Here is a 23376-nt window from a genome sequence, read left to right as displayed (position 1 = left end):
GTCATTTCCCCGAAACAATCAGGGAAGCTCGGAATCGCTGCTGTTCGCGAGAATCGCCAAAGTCGCGGTCCAGGCGACGACATTTTGTCGCAATTGCGCCGGATCGACCTTGTCGAGCGTGTCGTCGGGCGTGTGATGGATGTCGAAATAGCGGGTGCCGTCCTGCTGCAGGTCGACGATCGGCGTGCCGGCGGCGGTGAGCGCGCCGATGTCGGTGCCGCCGCTGGCGGGAGTCCTGCCGGGCGTGATGCCGAGCGGCGCGAGCGCCGCCGCGATCCGCTCGGTCAGCGGTTTCGCGCTGTCGGGCAGCTTGAAATCGACGCGCCAGACGCGGTCGGCGCCGAAATCGGATTCGAGCGCGGCGGCGTGGCGTTCCTTGCCATGCGCATCGAAATAGGCCTTGCCGCCGAACCCGCCGACTTCTTCGGCGCCCGCCCAGAGGATGCGGATCGTGCGGCGCGGCTGGCCCGCGGCCATGACGTGCTTCGCCGCAGCGGCGATGATCCCGCAGCCTGCCGCATCGTCGATCGCGCCGGTGCCCTGGTCCCAGCTATCGAGGTGGCAGGCGGCGATCACCGGACTCGCGGCGGGATCGCTTCCCGGCACCTCGGCGATGACGTTGCCCGATGCCTGCTGCTCCAGCCGGCGCGGCGTCAGCAGCAGCTTCAGGCGCAGCGCGCCCGGGCGGCGCTGCCATTGGCGGACGAGCTGGTCGGCGTCGGGGCCGGAAATGGCGGCGGCGGGGATCGGGGTCACGCCGTCGTCGAAATTGGTCACGCCCGCGTGCGCGATGCGATGGCTGTCGGTGCCGATCGAACGGATGACGATGGCGAGCGCCCCCTTCTTCGCCGCCACGCTCGGCCCCATGAAACGCCCGCGCCCGAAATAGCCGTAACCGCTGCCGTCCTGCGCCGCCTTCATCTGATTGTCGACGAAGACGATCTTGCCCTTCACCGCCGTGTCGGGCGCGGCGACGAGGGCGTCATAGCCGTCGAAATAGGCGACCTCCGCCTCGATCCCCTTCGGCCCGGTCGCGCCGCTGTTGCCGAGCCCGACGACGGTCAGCTTCTGCGGCAGGAAGGGCGCGGTGAGCCAGGCCTCCTCCGCGCCGCGCTGCCATACCGGCATTTGATAGGCTTCCTCGCGGACATTGGCGAAGCCCATCGCCTTCAGCCGGTCGACGGCCCAGCGCCGCGCCGCGGCTTCACGATCGCTGCCAGCGGGCCGCGGGCCGATTTCGGTGGTCAGATCCTCGGTAATCGACCAGGCCGGGTCGTCGCCGCTTTGCGCGAGGTCGACTGCGCTCGGTGCGGCGCTGGCGGCGGTTGCGAGAAGCAGGGCGGCGATCCCGACAAGGCGGGCGGGGGTGGATGAGCCTGTCATGACGCAGTCCTAGCGGGCCGCCTCCGCCCCTCGCAAGCCTCGATTGCCCCAATGATTGCCAACCCCGCGCCCTTTCGCTAACCGGCGCCCAACTCTTCCGGCCGCGAGCGCGCGGCCCAGCCTCTGTTCGGAGCATATCGATGGCCGCCCAATATAGTTTCGTGATGAAGGGTCTGACCAAGACCTATCCCGGCGCGCAAAAGCCGACGCTCAACAATCTGAGCCTGCAATTCTATCCCGATGCCAAGATCGGCATCGTCGGCCCGAACGGCACCGGCAAATCGACGCTGATGAAGATCATGGCCGGCATTGACAAGGATTTCACCGGCGAAGCGTGGCCGGGCGAGGGCATCACCGTCGGCTATCTGGCGCAGGAGCCGCAGCTCGATCCGAACAAGACGGTCAAGGAAAATGTCATGGATGGGGTGCGCCCGGTCGCCGACATGATGGACCGCTTCAACGAGATCAGCGCGCTGATGGCCGATCCGCCCGCCGATGCCGATTTCGACGCGCTGATGGAGGAAATGGGCACGCTGCAGGAAAAGATCGACGCGGTCGACGGCTGGACGCTCGACAACCAGCTCGAAATCGCGATGGAGGCGCTCCGCTGCCCGCCCGGCGACTGGAGCGTCGAAAATCTGTCGGGCGGCGAAAAGCGCCGTATCGCGCTGACCCGTTTGCTGCTCGAAAAGCCGTCGATCCTGCTGCTCGACGAACCGACCAACCATTTGGACGCGGAAAGCGTCGCATGGCTGGAAAAGCATCTGGTCGACTATCCGGGCAACGTCATCCTCGTCACCCACGATCGCTATTTCCTCGACAATGTCGTGAACTGGATCCTCGAACTCGATCGCGGCCGCTACTTCGTCTACGAGGGCAATTATTCGACCTACCTCGACAAGAAGGGCAAGCGACTCGAACAGGAGGCGCGCGAGGATCAGGGGCGCCAGAAGGCGATCCGCGACGAGCTCGAATGGATCCGGCAGTCGCCCAAAGCGCGTCAGGCCAAGTCGAAGGCGCGTATCAAGAGCTTCGACCAGCTTGTCGAGGCGCAGGAAAACCGGACCCCCGGCAAGGCGCAGATCGTCATCCAGGTGCCCGAGCGCCTCGGCGGCAAGGTGATCGAGGTGACGGGCATCTCGAAGGCCTATGGCGACAAATTGCTGTTCGAGGACCTGTCCTTCACCCTGCCGCCCGGCGGCATCGTCGGCGTCATCGGGCCGAACGGCGCGGGCAAATCGACTTTGTTCAAGCTGATCACCGGACAGGAACAGCCTGATAACGGCAGCGTCGCGATCGGCGATACCGTTCGCCTCGGCTATGTCGACCAGAGCCGCGACGCGCTCGATCCGAACAAGAATGTCTGGGAGGAAATCTCGGGCGGTCACGACATGATGTCGATCGGCAAGCACGAGATGCAGACGCGCGCCTATGTCGGCGCCTTCAACTTCAAGGGCACCGATCAGCAGAAGAAGGTCGGCCAGCTTTCGGGCGGCGAGCGCAACCGCGTCCATATGGCGAAGATGCTGAAGGCCGGCGGCAACGTGCTGTTGCTCGACGAACCGACCAACGACCTCGACACCGAAACGCTCGCGGCGCTGGAAGAAGCGCTGGAGAATTTCGCGGGCTGCGCGGTGGTCATCAGCCACGACCGCTTCTTCCTCGATCGCCTCGCGACGCACATCCTCGCCTTTGAGGGCGACAGCCATGTCGAATGGTTCGAGGGCAATTTCGAGGCCTATGAGGAAGACAAGATCCGTCGCCTCGGCGACGAGGCGACGCGTCCGCACGCGACGACCTACAAGAAGCTGACGCGCTGACCGGCATGGCAGGGGAGGCGCCCATCTCTTCGAGCGCGGTCCGCATGGACGCGGACGCGCTCAACGCCTTCATGGCGGACGCCTTCCCCCATGCGAAGCCGGGCTCGCGCGGCCATGTCGTCTCGGCGGCGCCGGGGCATATCCGCGCGCGGATCGACCCCAATGAGCAGGCGCTGCGTCCCGGCGGACTGATTTCCGGCCCGACGCAGATGGGCTTTGCCGACATGGCGGCCTATGCGCTCGTCCTCGCGCATATCGGCCCGGTCGCGATGGCGGTGACGAGCGCGCTCAATTATCAGTTTCTGCGTCCGTGCCGTCCGGGGCCGGTATTCGCCGACGCGCATATGCTGCGCCTCGGCAAGCGGCTGGCGGTGATGGACGTGCGCATCTGGACCGACGATGCCGACAAGCCGGTCGGACAGGCGAATGTGACCTACGCGATTCCCTGAGGATCGCCATCGGCGCGCGGATTTTTGGCGGGCAGCATTTGCCGCGACAGGCCGTGATAGAGGCGGGTCGGACAGATTTGCGCGCTCGTCCAGTCGGCGATCAGCGCGGTCATGAACAGTGGCACGATAACGCCCCGCGCCGCCGTCGCCTCGATCAGGATGATGACGGCCGTCAGGGGCGCTCGCACGACGCCGACGAAATAGGCGACCATTCCCATCATGACGACGGCGCCCGCCGGGCTGTTGGGAAAAGCGGGCGTTAGAAGATTTCCGAATCCCGCGCCGACCGCGAGGGACGGCGCGAAGATGCCGCCCGGAGCGCCGCTGAGTGTCGAAGCGAGCGCGGCCGTGAACTTCGCAGGAAAGAACCAGAGCTTGCCCTGATTGCCCTCGACCAGGAATTTGGTGACGTCATAACCGGTGCCCCAGGTCGCGCCGTCGGTGGTGATCCCGACCAGTGCGACGACGAGCCCGCAGACCGCGGCAAAAACTACCGGCCGCCTGGCTGCGCGGCGCGCCCAGCCGGCGGTGCGATCGCTCGCGGCAAGAATGATTTTCGCAAACAGCCCGCCGGCAAGCCCGCCGCCGATCCCGGCGATCGGTGCGATCAGCAGCGCGTCGGTGACCGGAAGCGTATCCCGCATCACCCCGAGATAGACATAATCGCCCGCGACCGAGAGGCTGACGAGGCCCGCGATCATCACGGCGCCCATCGTCAGAACCGCGACGCGTTGTTCATAGGCCGCGGCCAGTTCCTCGATTGCGAAGGCGATGCCCGCCAGCGGCGTATTGAAGGCGGCGGCAACCCCCGCGGCACCGCCAGCGATGAAGACGCCGGCGGTCATGCGGACCTTCAGCAGGCGATGCATGGCCACCATGATGGCGGCGCTGACCTGCACCGTAGGTCCCTCGCGCCCGACCGAGCCGCCCGCGGCCAGGGTGGCGAGCGTCAGGCCGAGCTTTGCGCAGGCTGTGCGCAGCGACACCAATTTGCTTTTCGCGGCCTGTTCGGGGTGCCGCGCCGCCGCGATGATCTGCGGAATGCCCGATCCGCGCGATTCGGGAAAATAGCGGTTGGCGGTCCAGACGATCAGGGCGAAAGCCGTGGGGGTGACCAGGACGGGCAGCCACCATAGCCGTGCGGCGAGAGCGAATATCATCGGCTGAACCCGGTCGCCGGCCGCGGCAAAGCCAAGGGCGACGATACCGAGCAGCACGGCGCCGCTGACCATCGCGACACGGCGACGGATATCGACGACCTCGCTGCGGGCGCGGCGGTTCAGGCGCAGCAGCCACAGGCGGGTCAAGCGCGACAGGATAGGCTTTGTCCGCATTCGGGCGCCTTGGCCTCCGGCGGGCGGGAGTGCAACCCCGGCCTGTCTTCAGGCCCGCCGCTCAAGCTGCGGGGAGGGCGATATCCTCCGACGGCCGCAGCGAGTCCCGGCCGGGCTGAAGCAGGTCGAGCGCGAACAGGGTCGCGGCGTGGCGGATGGCGGCGCGATCTTTCGAGTCGAACTGTACCCGCTGGGTAAAATAATCGTCGGGATCCTGACCGCGCAGCGCGCGCGCGAAGACGACCTGGCCGACCGGCTTCTTCTCCGATCCCCCGCCGGGCCCGGCAATGCCGGTGATCGCAACTGCGACATCGGCGTCACTGTTCGCCAGCACCCCTGCTGCCATCGCCCAGGCAGTCGCAAGCGAGACCTCGCCGAAGGTTTCCAATATTTCGCCACTGACATCGAGCTGGCGCTTCTTCGCATCGCCCGAATAGGTGATGAAGCCGGCGCTGAACACGTCGGAACTGCCCGCTATGTCGGTCAGCGCCGCCGACACCATGCCGCCGGTGCAGCTTTCGGCGACGGCGACCTTGCGCGCGGCGGCGCGGTTGGCGGCAAGGGCCGACATGGCGGCCTCTTCACGCGCGGTCTGGCGCGTTTCGACGATCGACGACAAGGTTCAATTCTCCGGAAGTGACAGGGTGGCGACCGCCTGTGCGGCGATCCCTTCGCGGCGGCCGGTGAAGCCCAGCCGCTCGGTCGTTGTGGCCTTTACACTAACGCGCTCCAGCGGAATCGCAAGGATTTCGGCGATGCGGGCGCGGATCGCAGGGCGGTGCGGGCCGATTTTGGGCGCTTCGGCGATGATCGTCAGGTCGACATGATCGATGCGCCCCGCGCGCGCGGCGACGCGCGCGGCGGCGAAAGCGAGGAAGCGGTGCGAGGCGGCCCCGCGCCATTGCGGGTCGCTCGGCGGGAAATGGTCGCCGATATCGCCGTCGGCGAGCGCGCCGAGGATCGCGTCGGTGATCGCATGGAGTGCGACGTCGGCGTCGCTATGCCCCTCAAGCCCATGACTATGCGCGATTTCGATCCCACCGATCCACAACGGCTTGCCCGTCACGAGGCGATGAACGTCATAGCCCATGCCGACCGCGGTTCGCATCATCGTCGCTGCCCCCAAGAGCCCGGAAAGGATCGCCATATCCTCGGCATATGTCAGTTTGTGGAGTCGCGCATCGCCTGCGACCACCGCGACGGGGATGTCGAGGTGGCGGACGAGCTGTGCATCGTCGGTGGTGGTCTCACCCGCCGCGGCGGCATGGGCTTGGCGCAAGATGCCGAGCCGGAACGCCTGCGGCGTCTGGACGCGCGCGAGGACGGCGCGATCGACGGCATCGCCAGCTTCGCCAGCCGCCTGCTCGACCAGCGTGTCGGGAACCGGCAGCGTGGGGATTGCGGCATCGCTTTTGTGCAGGGCCGCGATCAGCCGGTCGATGACATCGGCGTCGACTCCGGGCCGAGCCGCGTCATGAACGAGAACGATCGCATCCTCATTCCAGTCGGCGAGCGCGGCGAGCGCATTAGTCACCGATTGCTGGCGTTCGGCGCCGGGATCGGCGGAAATCCAGCCTTCGGGCAGCGCACCAATCGCCGCCATGACGTCATCATTTGCCACCAGCACACCGGCAGAAATCGCGGGATGCGCGGCGAAGGCGTCGAGGCTCCAGCGCAGCACCGGCTTGCCGCCGAGCGCTTCGAGCTGCTTCGGCCGGGCGAAACCGGCGCGGCTTCCCCGGCCGCCGGCGAGCAATATGACCCCGATGCGCGGGGAAAGTGGGGGCAAGGACTCGGCCATGTCGCGCGCCGGTTAGCGCAGCCGCGACTTGCGGGAAAGCCGCTTAGCGTGTAGGGGCGTGCTCAAAATTTAGGCAATTTCGACGAAAGCTCCCCGCCATGGCGCCGCTCCGGCCCATTCAGATCGGTCCCATCACCATCGCGGATCCCGTGATCCTCGCGCCGATGACGGGCGTCTCCGACATGCCGTTCCGCACCCTGGTGCGCCGCTACGGCTCGGGGCTCAACGTCACCGAGATGATCGCGAGCCAGGCGGCGATCCGCGAAACGCGCCAGTCACTCCAGAAGGCGGCGTGGCATCCGGTCGAGGAACCGGTGTCGATGCAGCTCGTCGGCTGCACCCCGTATGAAATGGGCGAAGCGGCCAAGCTCAACGAGGATCGCGGCGCGGCGATCATCGACATCAACATGGGCTGCCCGGTGCGCAAGGTCACCAATGGCGACGCGGGATCGGCGCTGATGCGCGACCTGAAGCTCGCCGCTGCGCTGATTGAATCCTGCGTGAAAGCGGTGTCGGTGCCGGTGACCGTCAAGATGCGCATGGGCTGGGACGTCGACAGCCTGAACGCGCCCGAACTCGCGCATATTGCCGAGGATCTGGGCGCGAAGCTGGTCACCGTGCACGGTCGCACGCGCAACCAGATGTATCGCGGCACCGCCGACTGGGCTTTCGTCCGCACGGTCAAGGACGCCGTGTCGATCCCGGTCATCGTCAACGGCGACATCTGCTCGGCCGATGATGCCCGCGCCGCCATCGCGCAGAGCGGCGCCGACGGGGTGATGATCGGCCGCGGCGCCTATGGCCGACCCTGGCTGCTCGGGCAGGTGATGGCGGCGCTGCGCGGGGAGAGTGAGCGTCCCGACCCCGGCGTCGACGAACAATATGACATCATCACAACGCATTACCGTGCAATGCTCGATCATTATGGCGAGATGACCGGGGTCAATATGGCGCGCAAGCATCTGGGCTGGTACGTCAAGGGCCTGCCGGGCTCGGCCGAGTTCCGCAACAAGGTCAATCAGATCCCCGACAGCCGCGGTGTGCTCGACGCGCTCGAGCAATTCTACGGACCCTATCTGAGCAAGGCGGCCGCGTGAGCGCGCTGACGTCGAGCATTCCGATGTTCGACCATGACGAGATCATTCAGTCGCATCCCGTCGCCACGCTTCTGATCGACAGGGGCGGGGTGATCCTGTTCGTCAACGCCGCGGCGGAACAGCTTTGCAATATCGGGCGCGCGGCGATGGTCGGGCGCGTCATCGACGATGTGATCGGCATGGACCGCAGCTTTCGCCAGCGGATGAACGATCCCGCCGCTCCCGCGCTTTTCGCGCACCGCGCCGAAATCACGCTCGGCGGGCGCCGGTCGGTCTTCGTCGACATGCAGCTCGTGCCCTATGGCCGCAGCGGTCATCGCATCCTGACGCTCGTGCCGTCGCAGCGCGAGGCCGACCTGATGGGCGGCGCGATCGGCCGTTCGGGGCGCGCCGCGGGCGCCGCCGCCTCGATGCTCGCGCACGAGATCAAGAATCCGCTCGCGGGGATCAAGGGCGCGGCGCAATTGCTCGCACGCAAGGCCGATGCCAGCGGCGAGCGTTTCACGACCCTTATCTGCGCCGAGGTCGACCGGATCACGACGCTGATCGATCAGATGGAGCATTTCTCGCGCGGGCAGCCGATCGCCTGCGGCCCGGTCAACCTCTATCAGCCGATCCATCAGGCGATGGAGACCGCGCGCGCGCGCCAGTTTCCGGGCATCGGCTTCGTCGAGGATTTCGACCCGTCGCTGCCGCTGGTGCACGGCAATCATGATGCGCTGGTCCAGATTCTGCTCAATCTGATCACCAACGGCTGCGAGGTGTTGGCGGGGCGCGACGACGGCATCGTGCGGATCGCGACCGCCTATCGCCACGGCCTGTCGATCGACAATGGCGACGGGCGCGGCCGCATCGCGCTGCCGATCGAGGTCAGCGTCAGCGACAATGGTTCCGGTGTTCCCGCCGATATTCGCGGCGACCTGTTCGATCCCTTCGTCACCACGAAGCGCGAGGGCAGGGGGCTGGGCCTCGCGCTGGTTGCCAAGCTGGCGCGCGACATGGGCGGAACGGCGCAGCATCTCCGCGACGGCGACTGGACGCGCTTCCGCGTTCACCTGCCTGCCGTATCGAAACAGGGGCGGGGCGCATGAGCAGCGGCAAGACCATCCTGCTCGTCGAGGACGATCCGGCGATCGCGCTGATCATCCGCGAGACGCTCGACGCCGAATGCGGCACCTTCGCCTCGGTTTCGAGCATCGGCGAGCGCAATGCCTGGCTGGCGGACCATCGCGTCGACCTGATCATCACCGACGTCGTGCTGCCCGACGGCGACGGCATCGACTCGCTGCCCGGCGCGGGCGTCGATCCCGACACGCCGGTGATCGTGCTGTCGGCGCAGAACACCCTCGACACCGCGGTGCGCGCGACGGGGATCGGCAGCTATGACTATCTGCCCAAGCCGTTCGACCTCGAGGAACTGACCGCGAGCGTCCGCGCTGCGCTCGAACGGAGCAGCCAGCCCGCGGTCAAGGCCGATCCGGGGCAGGCCGACAGCCACGGGCTGGTCGGCCGCGCGCCGGCGATGCAGGCGGTCTACCGCACCATCGCGCGGCTCGCGACCAACGATCTCGCGGTGCTGATCCTGGGCGAATCGGGCACCGGCAAGGAGGTCGTCGCGCGCGCGATCCATGCGACCGGGCTCCGCCGCGCCGGGCCGTTCGTCGCGATCAATATGGCCGCGATCCCGCGCGAACTGATCGAGGCCGAGTTGTTCGGCCACGAAAAGGGCGCCTTCACCGGGGCGACCAGCCGCAATGCGGGCCGCTTCGAGCAGGCGGCGGGCGGCACCCTGTTCCTCGACGAGATCGGCGACATGCCGCTGGAGGCGCAGACGCGGCTGCTGCGCGTGCTGCAAAGCAACGAATATTCGACCGTCGGCGGCAGCCAGGCGCTACGTGCCGATGTGCGCGTCGTCGCGGCGACGCACCGCGACATGCGCACGCTCGTCGCCGACGGGCGCTTTCGCGAAGATCTGTTCTATCGCCTCAACGTCATTCCGGTCACGCTGCCGCCGCTGCGCGACCGGCGCAGCGACATTGCCGCGCTCGTGCGCCATTTCGTCGATGCGGGGCGGCATGCCGGGCTTCCCGACCGGCAATTCGCGCCTGCGGCGATGCAGCTTCTCGAACGCCACGACTGGCCGGGCAACGTCCGCGAGCTTGGGAACGTCGTTCAGCGCCTCGCGGTGCTGTCGCGCGATACATCGGTCGGCGCGCGCGATGTCGAGGCGGTGCTGCGCGACCATGGCGAGAGCGCGGCGATTGCCGCCCCGGCTGACCTGATCGCGCGCGCGGTCGACGATTGGGCGCGCGAGGCGCTGTCCGCATCGGATCAGGACGGCGCGATCCATGGTGCGCTCGAAGCGATCGTCGAAACCGCGCTGCTGCGCCGGACACTGCGCGAAGTGCGCGGCAACCAGCTCGAGGCGGCGCGCCGGCTGGGGATCAACCGCAACACGCTGCGCAAGCGGCTGGGGCAGCTCGACATCGACCCCGCGCGTCCCTGACGCCTCGCACCGACGGCAAAAAGCACACATATCGGCGCGCGTCCGCACTTTGTGTGTTTTCTATGCAACAGGATTGTCGTAGCAAGGCAACAATGGAGCCTGCCGCTTCCCTCAGCGTCGAAAGCGATTCTAACGATCCGACCGCGGATTCGCGGGGCTGGCACTTTGCGGCGCCCGAATATTACACGCTGGCGATCATCATCAGCGTCGCGATCGCCACCTATATCTTCGTCACCGGCGACGCGCAGAGCGAAAGGCTGCTGACGCCCGCGCTCGTCGCGGCAATCATGGTCGTGAACCTCGTGCCGGCGATGGCGCTGATCGTGCTCGTCGGCAGCCGGATTGCGCGCGCCCGTGCGATGCGTTCGATGGCAGGGGGCAATGGCCGCCTGCATGTCAGGCTGGTGGCACTCTTTTCCTTGCTCGCGGCAACGCCGACGCTGCTGGTCGTGATCTTCGCCTCGCTGCTGTTCCAGTTCGGCGTCGATTTCTGGTTCTCAGACCGATCGCGCGGCATGTTCGAAAACGCCGCTAACCTGGCGCAGGGCTATTATCAGGAGAATCAGAAGCAAGTTGAGCAAAACGCCTTGGTGATGGCCACTGACATCAGCAAGGCCATTAAATATGCTTCATTCAACGATTCCGATTTCAAGTTTTTCTATGTGCAGCAGGTGTTGTTCAGGGGATTGAACGAGTCGGCCATCATAAGAATGGGTGACTCCGGCGAGTATATTACGGAAGCCATGATAGAACCCGATGAAAGGGATGCATCGGAGCGTATTTCTCCCCAAGATATCAAGGCTCTCGACGACGGAAAGCCGATCATCATCCATCAGACCGACCGCCGCATCGAGGCCGCGACCAAGATCAAGGGCGACAAACGGCTTTATCTCTATGTCGCGCGCAACACCGGCGCATTGGGTCTTTTGCAATTCGGCAGGGCGCGGACCGTGCTGGCCGACTATAACGACCTGTTTGATCGATCGCAAAAGCTGCAATTGCAGTTCAACGGCGCGCTCTATCTCGGTTCGCTGTTGCTCCTCGCCTTGGCGGTGATTGCCGCCATCGTTGTCGCGGACCGTATCGTCCGGCCGCTTGGCACCTTGATCGGCGCGACGCGGACCGCTGCTGGCGGCGATTTGTCGGTACGGGTTACTCCCCCGGCGCGCGAGGATGAGATTGCGGTGCTCACGAGCGCGTTCAATCGCATGACCGAACAGTTGGAGGGGCAGACGGGTGCGCTTGTGACCGCCAACGCCCAGCTCGAAGCGCGGCGGAGCTTTATCGAAGCAGTGCTGAGCGGAGTATCGTCGGCGGTCGTTTCGGTCGATGCCGGCCATCATATCCTGCTCGTCAACGCCGCGGCCGAGCGGTTGATCGGGCAGAGTGCGGCCGACCTTACCGGCCGGCCGCTGGCCGACGTCGCCCCCGAACTCGCGGGTCTGCTGACCAGCGGCGAGCGCGAAGGCGTCGTCCAGCTTGTGCGCCGTGATGCCGAGCCTGCAACCTTGGCGGCGAAGGCAGTGGCGCAAGGCGATGGCTTCGTGCTGAGTTTCGAGGATATCACGCAGCAATTGCTCGATCAGCGCCGCGCCGCCTGGTCCGACGTCGCACGGCGAATCGCGCACGAGATCAAGAATCCGCTGACCCCGATCCAGCTTGCCGCCGAGCGGCTTCAGCGCCGCTTCGGCGAAAAGGTCGAGGGCGATGCGCCGACCTTCCGCCGTCTGACCGACACGATCGTCCGCCAGGTGCACGATATGCGGCGCATGGTCGACGAATTTTCCAGCTTCGCACGCATGCCCAAGCCGACCTTCGGGGTCGAGGATGTCCGTGACATCCTGCGCCAGGCGGTCTTCCTGTTCGAGGTGGCAAAGCCGGAGATCGCCTTTAGCGTGAAGACGCCCGACGAGATCGAACCGCTCGTCTGCGACCGTCGCCTGTTGTCGCAGGCACTCACGAACATCGTTAAAAATGCGGTCGAAGCGATTGAAGAAAAATCGGATAATATAGCATCATCGCCGATCGGCCACATCAGCGCCGAACTCGCGGCGGGCGCGGGCGACGCCATCGTCATCCGGGTCAGCGACGACGGGGTCGGGCTGCCGCAGGCCCGCGATACGATCGCCGAACCCTATATGACGACGCGGCAGGGCGGCACCGGGCTGGGACTCGCGATCGTCAAGAAGATCGTCGAGCAGCATTATGGCGAACTCGAATTCTGCGACAATCCGGCGGGACAGGGCACATGCGTGACGCTGACCCTGCATCCGGGGCGGTTGCGGTCGTTGGCGAGCAAGGGGGAGGAATTGGTAACAGGGCAGGGTGAATCGGTTCCCGGACGGGTCCGGAACCGGCAGGACAGAGAAGAATATGGCGCTTGATATCCTGATCGTTGACGATGAGCGCGACATTTGCGAGCTGGTGGCCGGCGTCATGGAGGACGAAGGCTATGAGGCGCGCACGGCGTCGGACAGCGATGCCGCGCTCGATGCGATCCGCCAGCGGCGGCCCTCGCTCGCGCTGATCGACGTCTGGCTCCAGGGATCGCGGCTCGACGGGCTAGGGCTGGTCGAGGCGATAAAAGCTTTCGATCCGACCTTGCCGATCATCGTCATTTCGGGCCACGGCGGCCTCGACACCGCCGTCGCGGCAATCCGCCGCGGCGCGTTCGACTTTATCGAAAAGCCGTTCGAGGCCGAGCGACTGCTCCACCTCGTCGCGCGCGCGACCGAGAGTGAGCGGCTCAAGTTCGAATATGAGCAACTCCGCGAGAAAGCGGGGCCGTCGGACGAACTGACCGGCACCAGCGCCGCGATCAACAATGTCCGCGCGACGCTGAAGCGTGTCGCCGGAACGGGTAGCCGCGTCCTCATCACCGGGGCGCCGGGCGTCGGGAAGGAAGTCGCCGCGCGCGTTCTCCACGGCTGGAGCGGGCGACATAGCGCGCCCTTCCGCGTGATTTCCTCGGCACGGATGGACCCCGAAACGGTCGAGATCGAACTCTTCGGTTCGGAGGCCGAGGATGGATCGATCCGCGTCGGCCTGCTCGAACAGGCGCATGGCGGAACCCTGTTCCTCGACGAGGTCGCCGACATGCCGCTGACGACGCAGGGCAAGATTCTTCGCGTCCTGACCGACCAGAGCTTCACGCGCGTCGGTGGGCGGACGATGATCCGCGTCGACGTCCGCATCATTTCGGGCTCGGCACGCGATCTGACGGTCGAAATCGCCGAAAGCCGGTTCCGCGAAGACCTCTATTACCGGCTCAATGTCGTGCCGGTGCATATCCCGCCGCTGCGCGAGCGGCGCGACGACATCGCCAGCCTGTGCGATCATTTCGTTCGCCGTTACGCCGCCGACCGCCGCGTTCCGCCGCCCGAGATCAGCGGCGAGGCGATGGCGGCGCTTCAGGCGCACGACTGGCCGGGCAACGTCCGCGAACTGCGCAACGTGATCGAGCGCGTGATGATCCTCGCGCCAAGCGACCGGCTGGGCCGCATCGACGCCGACATGCTGCCGGCGGAACTGGTCCGCGGCGGCGCCGACATATTGCCGAACAGCGAGTCGATTACCGCGATCCCGCTCAAGGAAGCGCGGGAGAATTTCGAGCGCGAGTATCTGCGTATTCAGATCAACCGTTTTTCGGGCAATATCTCGCGCACCGCAACCTTCATCGGCATGGAGCGTTCGGCGCTGCATCGGAAGCTCAAGCTGCTCGGACTGACGGACAATCACGACGGCGAAGGCTGACGGCTTTCCGCTAGACCTGTGCGGAGCTTTGCCGCATATTGCGGATGCGAAGACGGTCGCCGCGCCGCAAGGCGGTGCTTTACCCGCGGTTTCACCGCCAAAACCAAGGAGGCAAATATGTCCGACAAGAATCAGAATCTCCAGGATCTTTTCCTTAATGCCCTGCGCCGGACCAAGACGCCGGTGACGATGTTCCTGGTCAAGGGCGTCAAATTGCAGGGCATCATCACTTGGTTCGACAACTTCTCGCTGCTGTTGCGCCGCGATGGCCAATCGCAGCTTGTCTACAAACACGCGATCTCGACGGTAATGCCGTCGCATGATTTCGACCTCGCGTCGTTGGGCAGTGACATTCGCGATGCGCCGGCGAGCAAGGGCAAGGCGCTGCAGGACGTGTTTCTGAACGCAGTGCGGCGGTCGGATGAATCGGTGACGATGTTTCTCGTCAACGGCGTGATGCTCCAGGGCGATATCGTCGCCTTTGACCTGTTCTGCATGTTGCTCGAACGCGAGCGGCAGGTGCAGCTCGTCTACAAACATGCGATTTCGACCGTTCAGCCGAACGGGCCGATCAACCTCTCCGATAATGGCGACGAAGACGGCGACGCCTGATCGATCCGATGAGCGATAGCGACGGAGACGTCACCCGCGGCGCCGCCGCGCTGCTGGTCGTGCCCGAATGGCACGGCCAGCGACTGTCGCGCGACCTCGATGCGCGCGCCGAGGAAGCCAAGGGGCTCGCGCTGGCGATCGGCCTTGACGTCGTGGCGGTTCATACGCTGCGGCTACGGCAAACGCGCGCGGCAACGCTGATCGGGGTGGGGCAGATCGAGGCGATCAAGCCCGATGTTGTCGAACGTGTCGCGCAGCTCGTCATTGTCGATGCGGCACTTACCGCGATCCAGCAGCGCAATCTGGAGACCGAGTTCGGGACGAAAGTCATTGATCGGACGGGATTAATTCTCGAAATCTTCGGTGAGCGCGCGGCGACGGCCGAGGGGCGGTTGCAGGTCGAACTCGCGCATCTCGATTATCAGGCGGGGCGGCTGGTGCGAAGCTGGACCCACCTTGAGCGTCAGCGCGGCGGCTTCGGCTTTCTCGGCGGGCCGGGCGAAACGCAGATCGAGGCCGACCGCCGGATGATCCGGGGCCGGATGGCGCGCATCCGCCGCCAGCTCGACGATGCCCGCCGCACGCGCCAGCTCCAACGGTCGAAGCGCCAGCGCGCGCCCTGGCCGGTGATCGCGCTCGTCGGCTATACCAATGCCGGAAAATCGACTTTTTTCAATCGCCTGACGGGAAGTGACGTCATGGCGGAAGACATGCTGTTCGCGACGCTCGATCCGACGATGCGCGAAATCCGGCTGCCGGGGATCGACAAGGCAATCCTGTCGGACACCGTCGGCTTCGTCTCCGACCTGCCGACCGAGCTTGTCGCCGCCTTCCGCGCGACGCTGGAGGAAGTCACGACCGCCGACCTGATCGTGCACGTCCGCGACATCGCGCATCCCGATAGCGAAGCCCAATATGACGACGTCCGCGCGATCCTCGATTCGCTGGGCGTCAACGGATCGCAAGATGGGGAAGGGGAGGACGACGCCGTTCCCCAGATCGAAATCTGGAACAAGATCGACACCGCCGACGTCGATGCGCGGGAGCGTATCGACGAGATGGCGGCGCGGCGGCCCGACGTCGCGGTCATATCGGCTATGACGGGAGAGGGCGTCGAGGCGGCGCGGACGCTCATGGCGTCACAATTGACCGCGCGCCACCGCGTCGAGCAGATTTTCCTGCGCTTCGACCAGGGCGAGGCGATGGCATGGCTCCACGCACGCGGCGAAGTGCTGTCCGATGTTGCCGAAGGTGAGGGGCATGTGCTGACGGTACGGCTCGACCCCGCCGATCGCGCGCGGTTCGAGCGGCTTTGGCCGCAGGGGGATGGATCGATTTAGCGTTTATGGGCGTGTCCCCGCGAAGGCGGGGACCCATCTCCTGCCGGTTCAAACTCGCGCCGGCAGGAGATGGACCCCCGCCTTCGCGGGGGAACATCTGTTTAATGGGTGTCGTTTATGGAGCCCGCTCCGACGCCTTGACCGCCTGCCAATGCGCTTCGAGCGTATCGAGCGGCAGCGTGGCGATATCCGGCCCCGCACGCTCCTCGACGCCATGGAAGCGGCGAGCGAATTTGTCGTTCGCGGCGCGCAGCGCCCCTTCGGCGTCGACGCCAAGATGGCGCGCGTAATTGACCACCGCGAAGAGCAGGTCGCCGATTTCTTCGGCGCGCGCTTCATCGTCGGGTGCCGCCGCGACTTCGTCCAGTTCCTCTGCGATCTTGGCGCGCGGGCCGTCGGCGTCGGGCCAGTCGAAGCCGACGCGCGCGGCGCGGCCCTGCAGCTTTTGCGCGCGGAGCAGCGCCGGCAGCGACAGCGCGACGCCGTCGAGCGCGCTTCCGGAACCGTCGGCAGCGCGCTCGGCCGCCTTGATCGCTTCCCACTGGATGCGGACATCGTCGGTCCTCGTGTCACCGAAGATGTGCGGATGGCGGCGTTCCATCTTGTCGCTGATCGCGGTCGCGACGTCGTCGAAGCCGAACAGGCCGCGGTCGGTCGCGATCTGGCTGTGAAAGACGACCTGGAGCAGCAGGTCGCCGAGTTCGTCGCAAATCTCCGCGGGATCGCCGCCGGCAATCGCGTCGGCAACCTCATAGGCTTCCTCGATCGTATAGGGCGCGATCGTCGCGAAATCCTGTGCCAGATCCCATTCGCAGCCACCGTCGGGGTCGCGAAGCCGGGCCATGACGCCAAGCAGGCGATCGATGGGGGGCACAGCCGAGGGGGGCTTGGTTCCGGTCATCTTATTATCCGATAATATATATTATGTTAAATAAATATGGAGATGGAGAGGGAGCGAGCCCGATGCTTCATCCCCCACGCACCGTCTGGAACGTCCAGACTGCCAGAAAGATCAGCCCGAAGATCGCGATCCACGCGAGCGCCATCTTGATGCTGTCGGAGAATTTGATGCGGCGTGTGACGAGCGCGCTCAGCACCAGCGCGAAGGCTCCGGCGAACCAGATCAGGTCGACCGCGCTGTTGCCGCTCATAATTGCACCTCCAGCCCGTCATAGCCCGGCTCGACGCCCGGCGGCAATTCGGCCGCCAGATCGTCATAGTCCATCGTATTGTCCATGTGCGTGATGATCGCGCGCGGATGACCGACCTTGGCGAGCCCTTCGAGCGTCATCGCCAGATGCGGATGCGTCGGATGCGGATAGCGGCGGAGCGAGTCGATCACGAACAGATCGACGCCTTGGAAGAAATCGACCATCTCGTCGGTGAATTTCGAAAAATCAGTCGCATAGGCGATCTTGTGCGCACCATCGCTGAAGATCAGCCCGGTCGCCTTTATCGGGCCGTGCGGCATTTCGAGCGCCGACACCTCGATCGGCCCGATCGACTGATGATCCTCAAGATCGATCGGATCGACCGACGCCGGATAGCCGGCGTTGCCCGCAAAGGCGTAAGTGAAACGCCACTTCAATATGTCGAGCACATGCGCGCGTGCATAAGCGGGAACCGCCGACCGGCGGAGGTGCATGATCTGGCGCAGATCGTCGAGGCCGTGGGTGTGATCGGCGTGCTCGTGGGTCCAGATGACGGCATCGACCTCGCCCACGCCGGCGTCGAGCAGTTGCAGCCGCATGTCGGGACTGGTGTCGACGATGATGCGAAAGCCACCGAGTGAGATCATGATCGAGGCGCGGCTGCGCAGGTTGCGTATATTGTCGGGATCGCACGCGCCCCAGTCGTTGCCGATCCGCGGCACACCCGATGAGGTCCCGCAACCAAGGATGCGGACCTTCATGATTTCAGCACCAAGCCGTTCGTGCTGAGCTTGTCGAAGCACCGCCCTTCTTCTTGCCGCGTCAAAAGAAAGAACGGCCCTTCGACAAGCTCAGGGCGAACGGATTTTGGAGACTCGACGCCTTGTGACGTCATGGTACCGCCTTGTTGAAAAGCTTGTAGAAATTGGTGCTCGTCGCCGCCGCCAGCGTGTCGACCTCCTCCCCGCGCAGGTCGGCGAGATAGGCGAGTGTGTCGGCGACAAAGGCCGGCTCGCCGGTCTTTCCGCGGTGCGGGATGGGGGCGAGGAAGGGGGAGTCGGTTTCGATCAGCAGCCGCTCCTGCGGCAGCCACCGCGCGGTCGCCTGCAGGTCGGCGGCATTCTTGAAGGTCACGATCCCCGAGATCGAGATATAGAGGCCGAGATCGAGCGCGCGGCGCGCGAAATCATCGCTGGCGGTGAAGCAATGGATCACGCCGGGGAAGACCGCCCTTCCCATCTCCTCGCCAAGCAGCGCGAGCGTGTCGGCTTCGGCCTCGCGCGTGTGGACGATGATCGGCAGGCCGGTTTCCTGCGACGCATGAATATGGCGGCGGAAACTGTCCTGCTGCCGCGCGCGATCGCTCTTGTCGTAATAATAGTCGAGCCCGGTCTCACCGATCCCGATGACGCGCGGGTGCGCGGCGCGGCGGACCAGCTTCGCGGTATCGACGTCGGGATGATGATCGGCGTCGTGCGGATGGATGCCGACGCTGGCCCAGACGTCGGCGTTGGCCTCGGCCGCTGCAAGCACATCGTCCCATTCGCTTTCGCGCGTCGCGATGTTGAGCATCGCCGTGACGCCTCTTTCGCGAGCCCGCGCCAGCACCTCGCCCTGCTGCTCGGCAAGGCCCTTGTAGTTGAGGTGACAGTGCGAATCGACGAGCATCAGGCCTCCCCTTCCCCCTCGGGCAGTTCGAGGCGGGGAAAGATGGGAACGGGCTGGCCCAGCGTGAAACCGCTCGCGGCGAGTTTCGCGAACCAGTCCCGGTCGGCGAGCGCCGCGAAATCGCGCGCGTCGGCGGCGATGCCCATCTGGTCGAGCAATTTGTCGGCGGAATCGGGCACCACCGGGCGGATCGCGATCGCGAGCGTCCGCACCGCCTGGAACAAGGTCATCAGCACCGCGCGCATCCGTTCGGGATCACTCTTGCGCAGCGCCCAGGGCGCCTGTGCATCGACATATTGGTTGCAGGCGAAGACGGCGCGGATCCAGTCCTCGATCCCGATCGAGAAAGCGAGCTGCTCGAATTCGCGCGGCAGGCGCTCTTCGGCCATCGCGAGCAGGTCGGCGAGCAGGTCGGCATCCTCCTGCGATGGCGTGTAATCGGTGGAAATTACTCCATCCAGATTCTTGAAAATCATCGACAAACTGCGCTGCGCGAGATTGCCGAAGCTGTTCGCGAGGTCGGCATTGGCGGTGCGCACGATCGCTTCGGCCGAATAGCTGCCGTCCTGTCCGAAACTGACTTCGCGGAGCAGATAATAGCGTAGTGCATCGACCCCGAAACGCTCGGCCAGCTCCATCGGATCGACGACGTTGCCGAGCGATTTCGACATCTTTTCGCCGCGGTTGAGCAGGAAGCCGTGGCCGAACACCTGTTGGGGCAGCGGCAATTTGGCGCTCATCAGGAAGGCCGGCCAGTAAACCGTATGAAAACGAACGATATCCTTGCCGATCATATGGATATTCGCGGGCCAGAATTTGCCGAAATCTCCGTCGGTATCGGGGTAGCCGAGCCCCGAGAGATAGGTGGTCAGCGCGTCGACCCAGACATACATGACATGCCCGGGCGAGCCCGGCACCGGTACGCCCCAGTCGAAGCTGGTGCGCGAGACGCTGAGATCCTTGAGCCCGCCCTCCACGAAGCGCAGCACCTCGTTGCGGCGGCTTTCGGGGCGGATGAAATCGGGCTGTTCGGCATAGAGGGTGAGCAGCTTGTCCTGATAGTTCGACAGGCGGAAGAACCAGCTTTCCTCGACCGTCCATTCGACGGGGGTGCCCTGCGGCGACAGGCGGACGCCCCCCTCCCCGTCGGTGAGTTCGTCTTCGTCGTAGAAAGCTTCGTCGCGAACCGAATACCAGCCCTCGTAGCGGTCGAGGTAAAGGTCGCCATTTGCTTCCATCGCCTGCCAGATCGCCTGCGACGCGCGATGATGCGCAGGGTCGGAGGTGCGCATGAAATTGTCATAGCTGATATTCAGCTTGGCATACATCTCACGGAAATATCCCGACATTTCATCGGCAAGATCGATCGTTTCACGGCCTTGATTGCGCGCGGTCTGGAACATCTTCAGCCCATGCTCGTCGGTCCCGGTGACGAGGCGCACGTCGCGACCGCGTGCGCGCTGGAACCGCGCCATGACGTCGGTGGCAATGGCCTCATAGGCATGGCCGATGTGCGGACGGCCGTTGGGATAGCTGATGGCGGTGGTGATATAAAAAGGCTCGGACATGCGCGCGCCTTAGCGGGTGCGGGGCGCGAGGGGAAGGGCGGCCTTCGCCCTCCCCCTCTCCAGGGGCAGGGTTATCGCGCGCGCTCGCGCGGTGCGAGTTCGGCAAGGCAGTTGCCGATCTCGAAACCGACCATCGCGCCGTCATAGGATCCACGAACCGCGTCGCGCACGGTGCGCTGCACGCGGTCCCATTGCGCGAGCACTGGCGCGATCTCGGCGATCGGACGCTCGTGCGCCAGCCGCGCGAGCAGGCCGGGAACGATATCGATCACCAGCTCGAGCCGCGCGCGATTGCTCGTCCCGCCAACCTCGCGCGCGAGCGCCTCGCGCAGGCGGTTGCCGGGATCGCCGCCGTTCGCGATCGCGAGCAGCTTCGCTTCCACCGCGGCGACGTCGCTGTCGATCAGCGCGAGGGCCTTGCCCGGCACGCCGCCCGACGCGGATACGATCGCGCGCAGTTCGGCCATGTCGATCATCGGGCGCAGATCGTGCAGCCACGATGTCATGACGTCATGCTCAACCGGTTGAAAACGCAGGATTCGACAGCGCGACCGGATCGTCGGCAGCAGGCGCCCCGGCGAGTGGCTGACGAGCAGGAACAGCGTCTGCGCGGGCGGCTCTTCGAGCGTCTTGAGTAGCGCATTGGCGCCGTCGGTTTCGAGGTCGTCGACCGCATCGACGATGATCACGCGCCAGTCGCCGAGCGACAGCGACAGGTGCAGCCGGCGGATGACACCGCGCACCTGGTCGATCGTGATGTTGCGTGCGAGCTCCTTGCCCTTGTCCTTCGGCTGGCGTGCGAGCGGAATGATTTCAGGATGGTTGCCCGCCTCGACGAGCTTGCTCGCGGCGGTGTCACCCGGATCGTCGAGAGTGATCGCCTGCCCTGCGCCTGCCCGGCCGTGGGTGGCGAGGAAGCGTGCGACGCGCGCGGCGAAGGCCCCCTTCCCCATCCCCTGCGGCCCGGCGAGCAGCCAGGCATGGTGCAGCCGGCCGCCCTGCCACGCCTCCAGAAACGCCTTTTCGGCTTCGCTATGACCGATCAGCGTCACAGCCAAGGCTCCAGTTCGGCGATGATCGCGGCGGTCACCGCCTCGGCGGGCGCGTCGGCGTCGATCACGCGCCAGCGGTCGGGTTCGGCCGCCGCCATTTCGGCAAAGCGCGCGGCGAGGCGGGCCTGATAGTCGGCGGGCTTGCTGCCCATGCGGTCGGCGCCCGCGGCATCGCGCACCGCGAGCCGCCGGTCGGCCTCGCGCGCGCTGACGGTCAGCAGGAAGGTGCGATCGGGGAGCAGCCCGAGCGAGCCGAAGCCGTGGAGCGCCAGCAGATCGCCGTCGGTGATGCCGCCGCCGCCGCCCTGATAGGCGCGCGAGCTGTCGACGAAGCGGTCGCAGAGCACCCACGCGCCGCGCTCCAGCGCGGGGCGGATCGTGCGCGCGACATGGTCGGCGCGCGCCGCGGCGAAGAGCAAAGCCTCGCTTCGCGCATCCCAGCGGTCGTCGCTGCCCTCCATCAGCAGCGCGCGAATGGCCTCGGCGCCAGCGCTGCCGCCGGGTTCGCGGGTTGCGACAACCTCGACCCCGCGCGCGGCGAGCGCGGCGGACAGCGCGCGGATCTGGGTCGACTTGCCGACCCCTTCGCCGCCCTCGAGGGTGATGAAGCGGCCGCTCACCAGCCGGTCAGCCGGTAGAATCCGGTGCGCAGCCTTGCCCCGAAACCGCCCGCGCCGACATCGTTCGCGGCGAGCAGCGGCGTGACCTGCGGCGGCAGGCCATCGGGGGTCACGACCAGGTCGGCGATCCGCGCCCCGCGCGCGACGGGGGCCTGAACGGGGGAATGACTGCGCATCACTGCGCTATAGCCGCCGGCATGGCCGCGCGGAACGGTCATCCGCACCGGCATCGCCGCTTCGGCGACGACGGCGGGCGCACGCCCCTGCCCCACGTCGATGCGGCCGATCTTCGCGCCCGCGGGCACGAGTTCGCGCCCTTCCCATTGCTCGAAGCCCCAGCTCATCAGCCGCGCGGCTTCGTCGCGGCGCGCCTTGTCGCTCGACATGCCGGCGACGACCATGATCAACCGCCGCCCGCCGCGCTTCGCCGAGCCGAGGAAGCAATAGCCCGCTTCGACAGTATGGCCGGTCTTGAGCCCATCGACCCCCTCGACGCGGCCGAGAATCGGATTGGTGTTCGGCTGGACGATCGGCTTGCCGTCAGGGCTCTTGCCGTGCTGGAGTTTCGGCAGCGAAAAATAGCGCGCATAGTCGCGCGGATGCTCGCGGATCAGGCGGTCGGCGAGCAGGATCAGGTCGGCGGCGCTGACCTTGGTCACGCCGCCGTCGGGCCAGCCGTTCGGGGTGCCGAAATGACTCGACGTCATGCCAAGTTTCGATGCCATCGCGTTCATTCGCTTGACGAAAGCCTCTTCGCTGCCGTCGATCCCCACCGCCAGTGCGGCGGCGGCGTCGTTCGCCGATACGGTGATCAGCCCCTTGAGCAGTTCATCGACCGAGATTTTCTCGCCCGAGCGCAGGAACATCGTCGAGCCGCCGTTGCTGCCGTTCCATTTCTTCCACGTCGCCTGGCTGACGGTGATGATCCGATCACGCGGTAGCTCGCCCTTTTCGATCAGGTCGAGCACGATATAGGCGGTCATCACCTTCGCCATCGAGGCGGGCGGGAAGCGCTTTTCGGCGCCGCGCGAAAAGAGGATCGCGCCCGAATCGAGATCCTTGAGCATCACGATCGGCGCCTGCGTCATATAGAGCGGGCGGCTGGCGGGCGCCGATTTCGAATGCGCATCGCCTGCCGAAGCCGCCGGAAAGGCCGCGATAAGCGCCAGCGCCGCGCCACTGCCGATTGCGGCCCTGGCGATGAAAAACGGCCTTCGCATCG

The 23376-nt window shown here is 65.8% G+C and carries 22 protein-coding genes; 9 read left to right on the top strand and 13 right to left on the bottom strand.

What is annotated here, in order from left to right; translation table 11 throughout:
- Positions 1-18: 18 nt before the first annotated feature.
- Positions 19-1383 carry a M20/M25/M40 family metallo-hydrolase gene (locus tag NP825_RS08055; RefSeq protein ID WP_257550200.1) on the bottom strand — a complete coding sequence of 455 codons (1365 nt, stop codon included), beginning with the start codon at positions 1381-1383 and terminating at the stop codon, positions 19-21.
- Positions 1384-1523: 140 nt separating this feature from the next.
- Here NP825_RS08055 and ettA point away from each other — a divergent pair, with 140 nt between their 5' ends.
- Positions 1524-3203 carry an energy-dependent translational throttle protein EttA gene (gene ettA, locus NP825_RS08050; RefSeq protein WP_257550199.1) on the top strand — a complete coding sequence of 560 codons (1680 nt, stop codon included), beginning with the start codon at positions 1524-1526 and terminating at the stop codon, positions 3201-3203.
- Positions 3204-3247: 44 nt separating this feature from the next.
- The gene (locus NP825_RS08045) at positions 3248-3652 is read left to right on the top strand and encodes a PaaI family thioesterase (RefSeq protein ID WP_257550198.1); all 405 of its coding nucleotides are present in this window, start codon (positions 3248-3250) and stop codon (positions 3650-3652) included.
- Here NP825_RS08045 and NP825_RS08040 read toward each other — a convergent pair.
- The 3 genes from NP825_RS08040 to NP825_RS08030 form a co-directional block, all read right to left on the bottom strand.
- Positions 3637-4986 (bottom strand): chloride channel protein, encoded by a 1350-nt coding sequence (locus NP825_RS08040; RefSeq protein ID WP_257550197.1) that lies wholly within the window; start codon positions 4984-4986, stop codon positions 3637-3639. The genes NP825_RS08045 and NP825_RS08040 overlap by 16 nt on opposite strands.
- Positions 4987-5047: 61 nt before the next feature.
- Complete coding sequence (locus NP825_RS08035) at positions 5048-5557, bottom strand: CinA family protein (protein WP_257551343.1); 510 nt, start codon at positions 5555-5557, stop codon at positions 5048-5050.
- 51 nt (positions 5558-5608) lie between these two features.
- Positions 5609-6787, bottom strand: a complete 1179-nt coding sequence (locus NP825_RS08030) for a bifunctional 2-C-methyl-D-erythritol 4-phosphate cytidylyltransferase/2-C-methyl-D-erythritol 2,4-cyclodiphosphate synthase (RefSeq protein ID WP_257550196.1) — start codon at positions 6785-6787, stop codon at positions 5609-5611.
- A gap of 98 nt (positions 6788-6885) precedes the next feature.
- Between NP825_RS08030 and dusB the strand changes: the two genes are divergently transcribed.
- The 7 genes from dusB (at position 6886) to hflX (ending at position 16095) form a co-directional block, all read left to right on the top strand.
- Positions 6886-7884: a tRNA dihydrouridine synthase DusB gene (gene dusB, locus NP825_RS08025; protein WP_257550195.1), complete on the top strand. Its 999-nt coding sequence runs from the start codon at positions 6886-6888 to the stop codon at positions 7882-7884.
- Positions 7881-8975 carry a nitrogen regulation protein NR(II) gene (locus NP825_RS08020; protein WP_257550194.1) on the top strand — a complete coding sequence of 365 codons (1095 nt, stop codon included), beginning with the start codon at positions 7881-7883 and terminating at the stop codon, positions 8973-8975. Before dusB ends, NP825_RS08020 begins: the two co-directional genes overlap by 4 nt.
- Positions 8972-10390 carry a sigma-54 dependent transcriptional regulator gene (locus tag NP825_RS08015; protein WP_257550193.1) on the top strand — a complete coding sequence of 473 codons (1419 nt, stop codon included), beginning with the start codon at positions 8972-8974 and terminating at the stop codon, positions 10388-10390. Before NP825_RS08020 ends, NP825_RS08015 begins: the two co-directional genes overlap by 4 nt.
- Before the next feature lie 92 nt (positions 10391-10482).
- Positions 10483-12774: an ATP-binding protein gene (locus NP825_RS08010; protein ID WP_257550191.1), complete on the top strand. Its 2292-nt coding sequence runs from the start codon at positions 10483-10485 to the stop codon at positions 12772-12774.
- The gene (locus tag NP825_RS08005; protein ID WP_257550189.1) at positions 12764-14143 is read left to right on the top strand and encodes a sigma-54 dependent transcriptional regulator; all 1380 of its coding nucleotides are present in this window, start codon (positions 12764-12766) and stop codon (positions 14141-14143) included. The genes NP825_RS08010 and NP825_RS08005 overlap by 11 nt, the downstream gene beginning before the upstream one ends.
- A gap of 117 nt (positions 14144-14260) precedes the next feature.
- Positions 14261-14755 (top strand): RNA chaperone Hfq, encoded by a 495-nt coding sequence (gene hfq, locus NP825_RS08000; protein WP_257550187.1) that lies wholly within the window; start codon positions 14261-14263, stop codon positions 14753-14755.
- An 8-nt stretch (positions 14756-14763) separates the two neighbouring features.
- Positions 14764-16095, top strand: a complete 1332-nt coding sequence (hflX, locus tag NP825_RS07995; RefSeq protein ID WP_257550185.1) for a GTPase HflX — start codon at positions 14764-14766, stop codon at positions 16093-16095.
- Positions 16096-16210: 115 nt separating this feature from the next.
- On the opposite strand, the gene mazG is transcribed toward hflX, so the two are convergent.
- The 9 genes from mazG to NP825_RS07950 all read right to left on the bottom strand — a co-directional run bounded on the left by mazG (position 16211) and on the right by NP825_RS07950 (position 23374).
- Complete coding sequence (gene mazG / locus NP825_RS07990; protein WP_257550182.1) at positions 16211-16996, bottom strand: nucleoside triphosphate pyrophosphohydrolase; 786 nt, start codon at positions 16994-16996, stop codon at positions 16211-16213.
- 67 nt (positions 16997-17063) lie between these two features.
- Positions 17064-17246: a hypothetical protein gene (locus tag NP825_RS07985; protein ID WP_257550180.1), complete on the bottom strand. Its 183-nt coding sequence runs from the start codon at positions 17244-17246 to the stop codon at positions 17064-17066.
- On the bottom strand, positions 17243-18007 hold the full coding sequence (locus NP825_RS07980; RefSeq protein WP_257550178.1) for an MBL fold metallo-hydrolase: 765 nt from the start codon (positions 18005-18007) through the stop codon (positions 17243-17245). The genes NP825_RS07985 and NP825_RS07980 overlap by 4 nt, the downstream gene beginning before the upstream one ends.
- On the bottom strand, positions 18004-18141 hold the full coding sequence (locus tag NP825_RS07975) for a hypothetical protein (RefSeq protein WP_257550176.1): 138 nt from the start codon (positions 18139-18141) through the stop codon (positions 18004-18006). Before NP825_RS07975 ends, NP825_RS07980 begins: the two co-directional genes overlap by 4 nt.
- Complete coding sequence (locus tag NP825_RS07970; RefSeq protein ID WP_257550174.1) at positions 18138-18914, bottom strand: TatD family hydrolase; 777 nt, start codon at positions 18912-18914, stop codon at positions 18138-18140. Before NP825_RS07970 ends, NP825_RS07975 begins: the two co-directional genes overlap by 4 nt.
- Positions 18914-20482, bottom strand: a complete 1569-nt coding sequence (gene metG, locus NP825_RS07965; protein WP_257550172.1) for a methionine--tRNA ligase — start codon at positions 20480-20482, stop codon at positions 18914-18916. Before metG ends, NP825_RS07970 begins: the two co-directional genes overlap by 1 nt.
- Before the next feature lie 71 nt (positions 20483-20553).
- Positions 20554-21534, bottom strand: a complete 981-nt coding sequence (locus NP825_RS07960; protein ID WP_257550170.1) for a DNA polymerase III subunit delta' — start codon at positions 21532-21534, stop codon at positions 20554-20556.
- On the bottom strand, positions 21531-22157 hold the full coding sequence (gene tmk, locus NP825_RS07955; RefSeq protein ID WP_257551341.1) for a dTMP kinase: 627 nt from the start codon (positions 22155-22157) through the stop codon (positions 21531-21533). Before tmk ends, NP825_RS07960 begins: the two co-directional genes overlap by 4 nt.
- Positions 22151-23374: a D-alanyl-D-alanine carboxypeptidase family protein gene (locus NP825_RS07950; protein ID WP_257550168.1), complete on the bottom strand. Its 1224-nt coding sequence runs from the start codon at positions 23372-23374 to the stop codon at positions 22151-22153. The genes tmk and NP825_RS07950 overlap by 7 nt, the downstream gene beginning before the upstream one ends.
- Positions 23375-23376: the final 2 nt, after the last annotated feature.

It is taken from the genome of Sphingopyxis sp. DBS4 (genome assembly GCF_024628865.1).
In the GTDB taxonomy this organism is placed as follows: domain Bacteria; phylum Pseudomonadota; class Alphaproteobacteria; order Sphingomonadales; family Sphingomonadaceae; genus Sphingopyxis.
The sequence above is the reverse complement of the archived record's forward strand: the minus strand, read 5'-3'. Positions and strand labels throughout refer to the sequence as shown.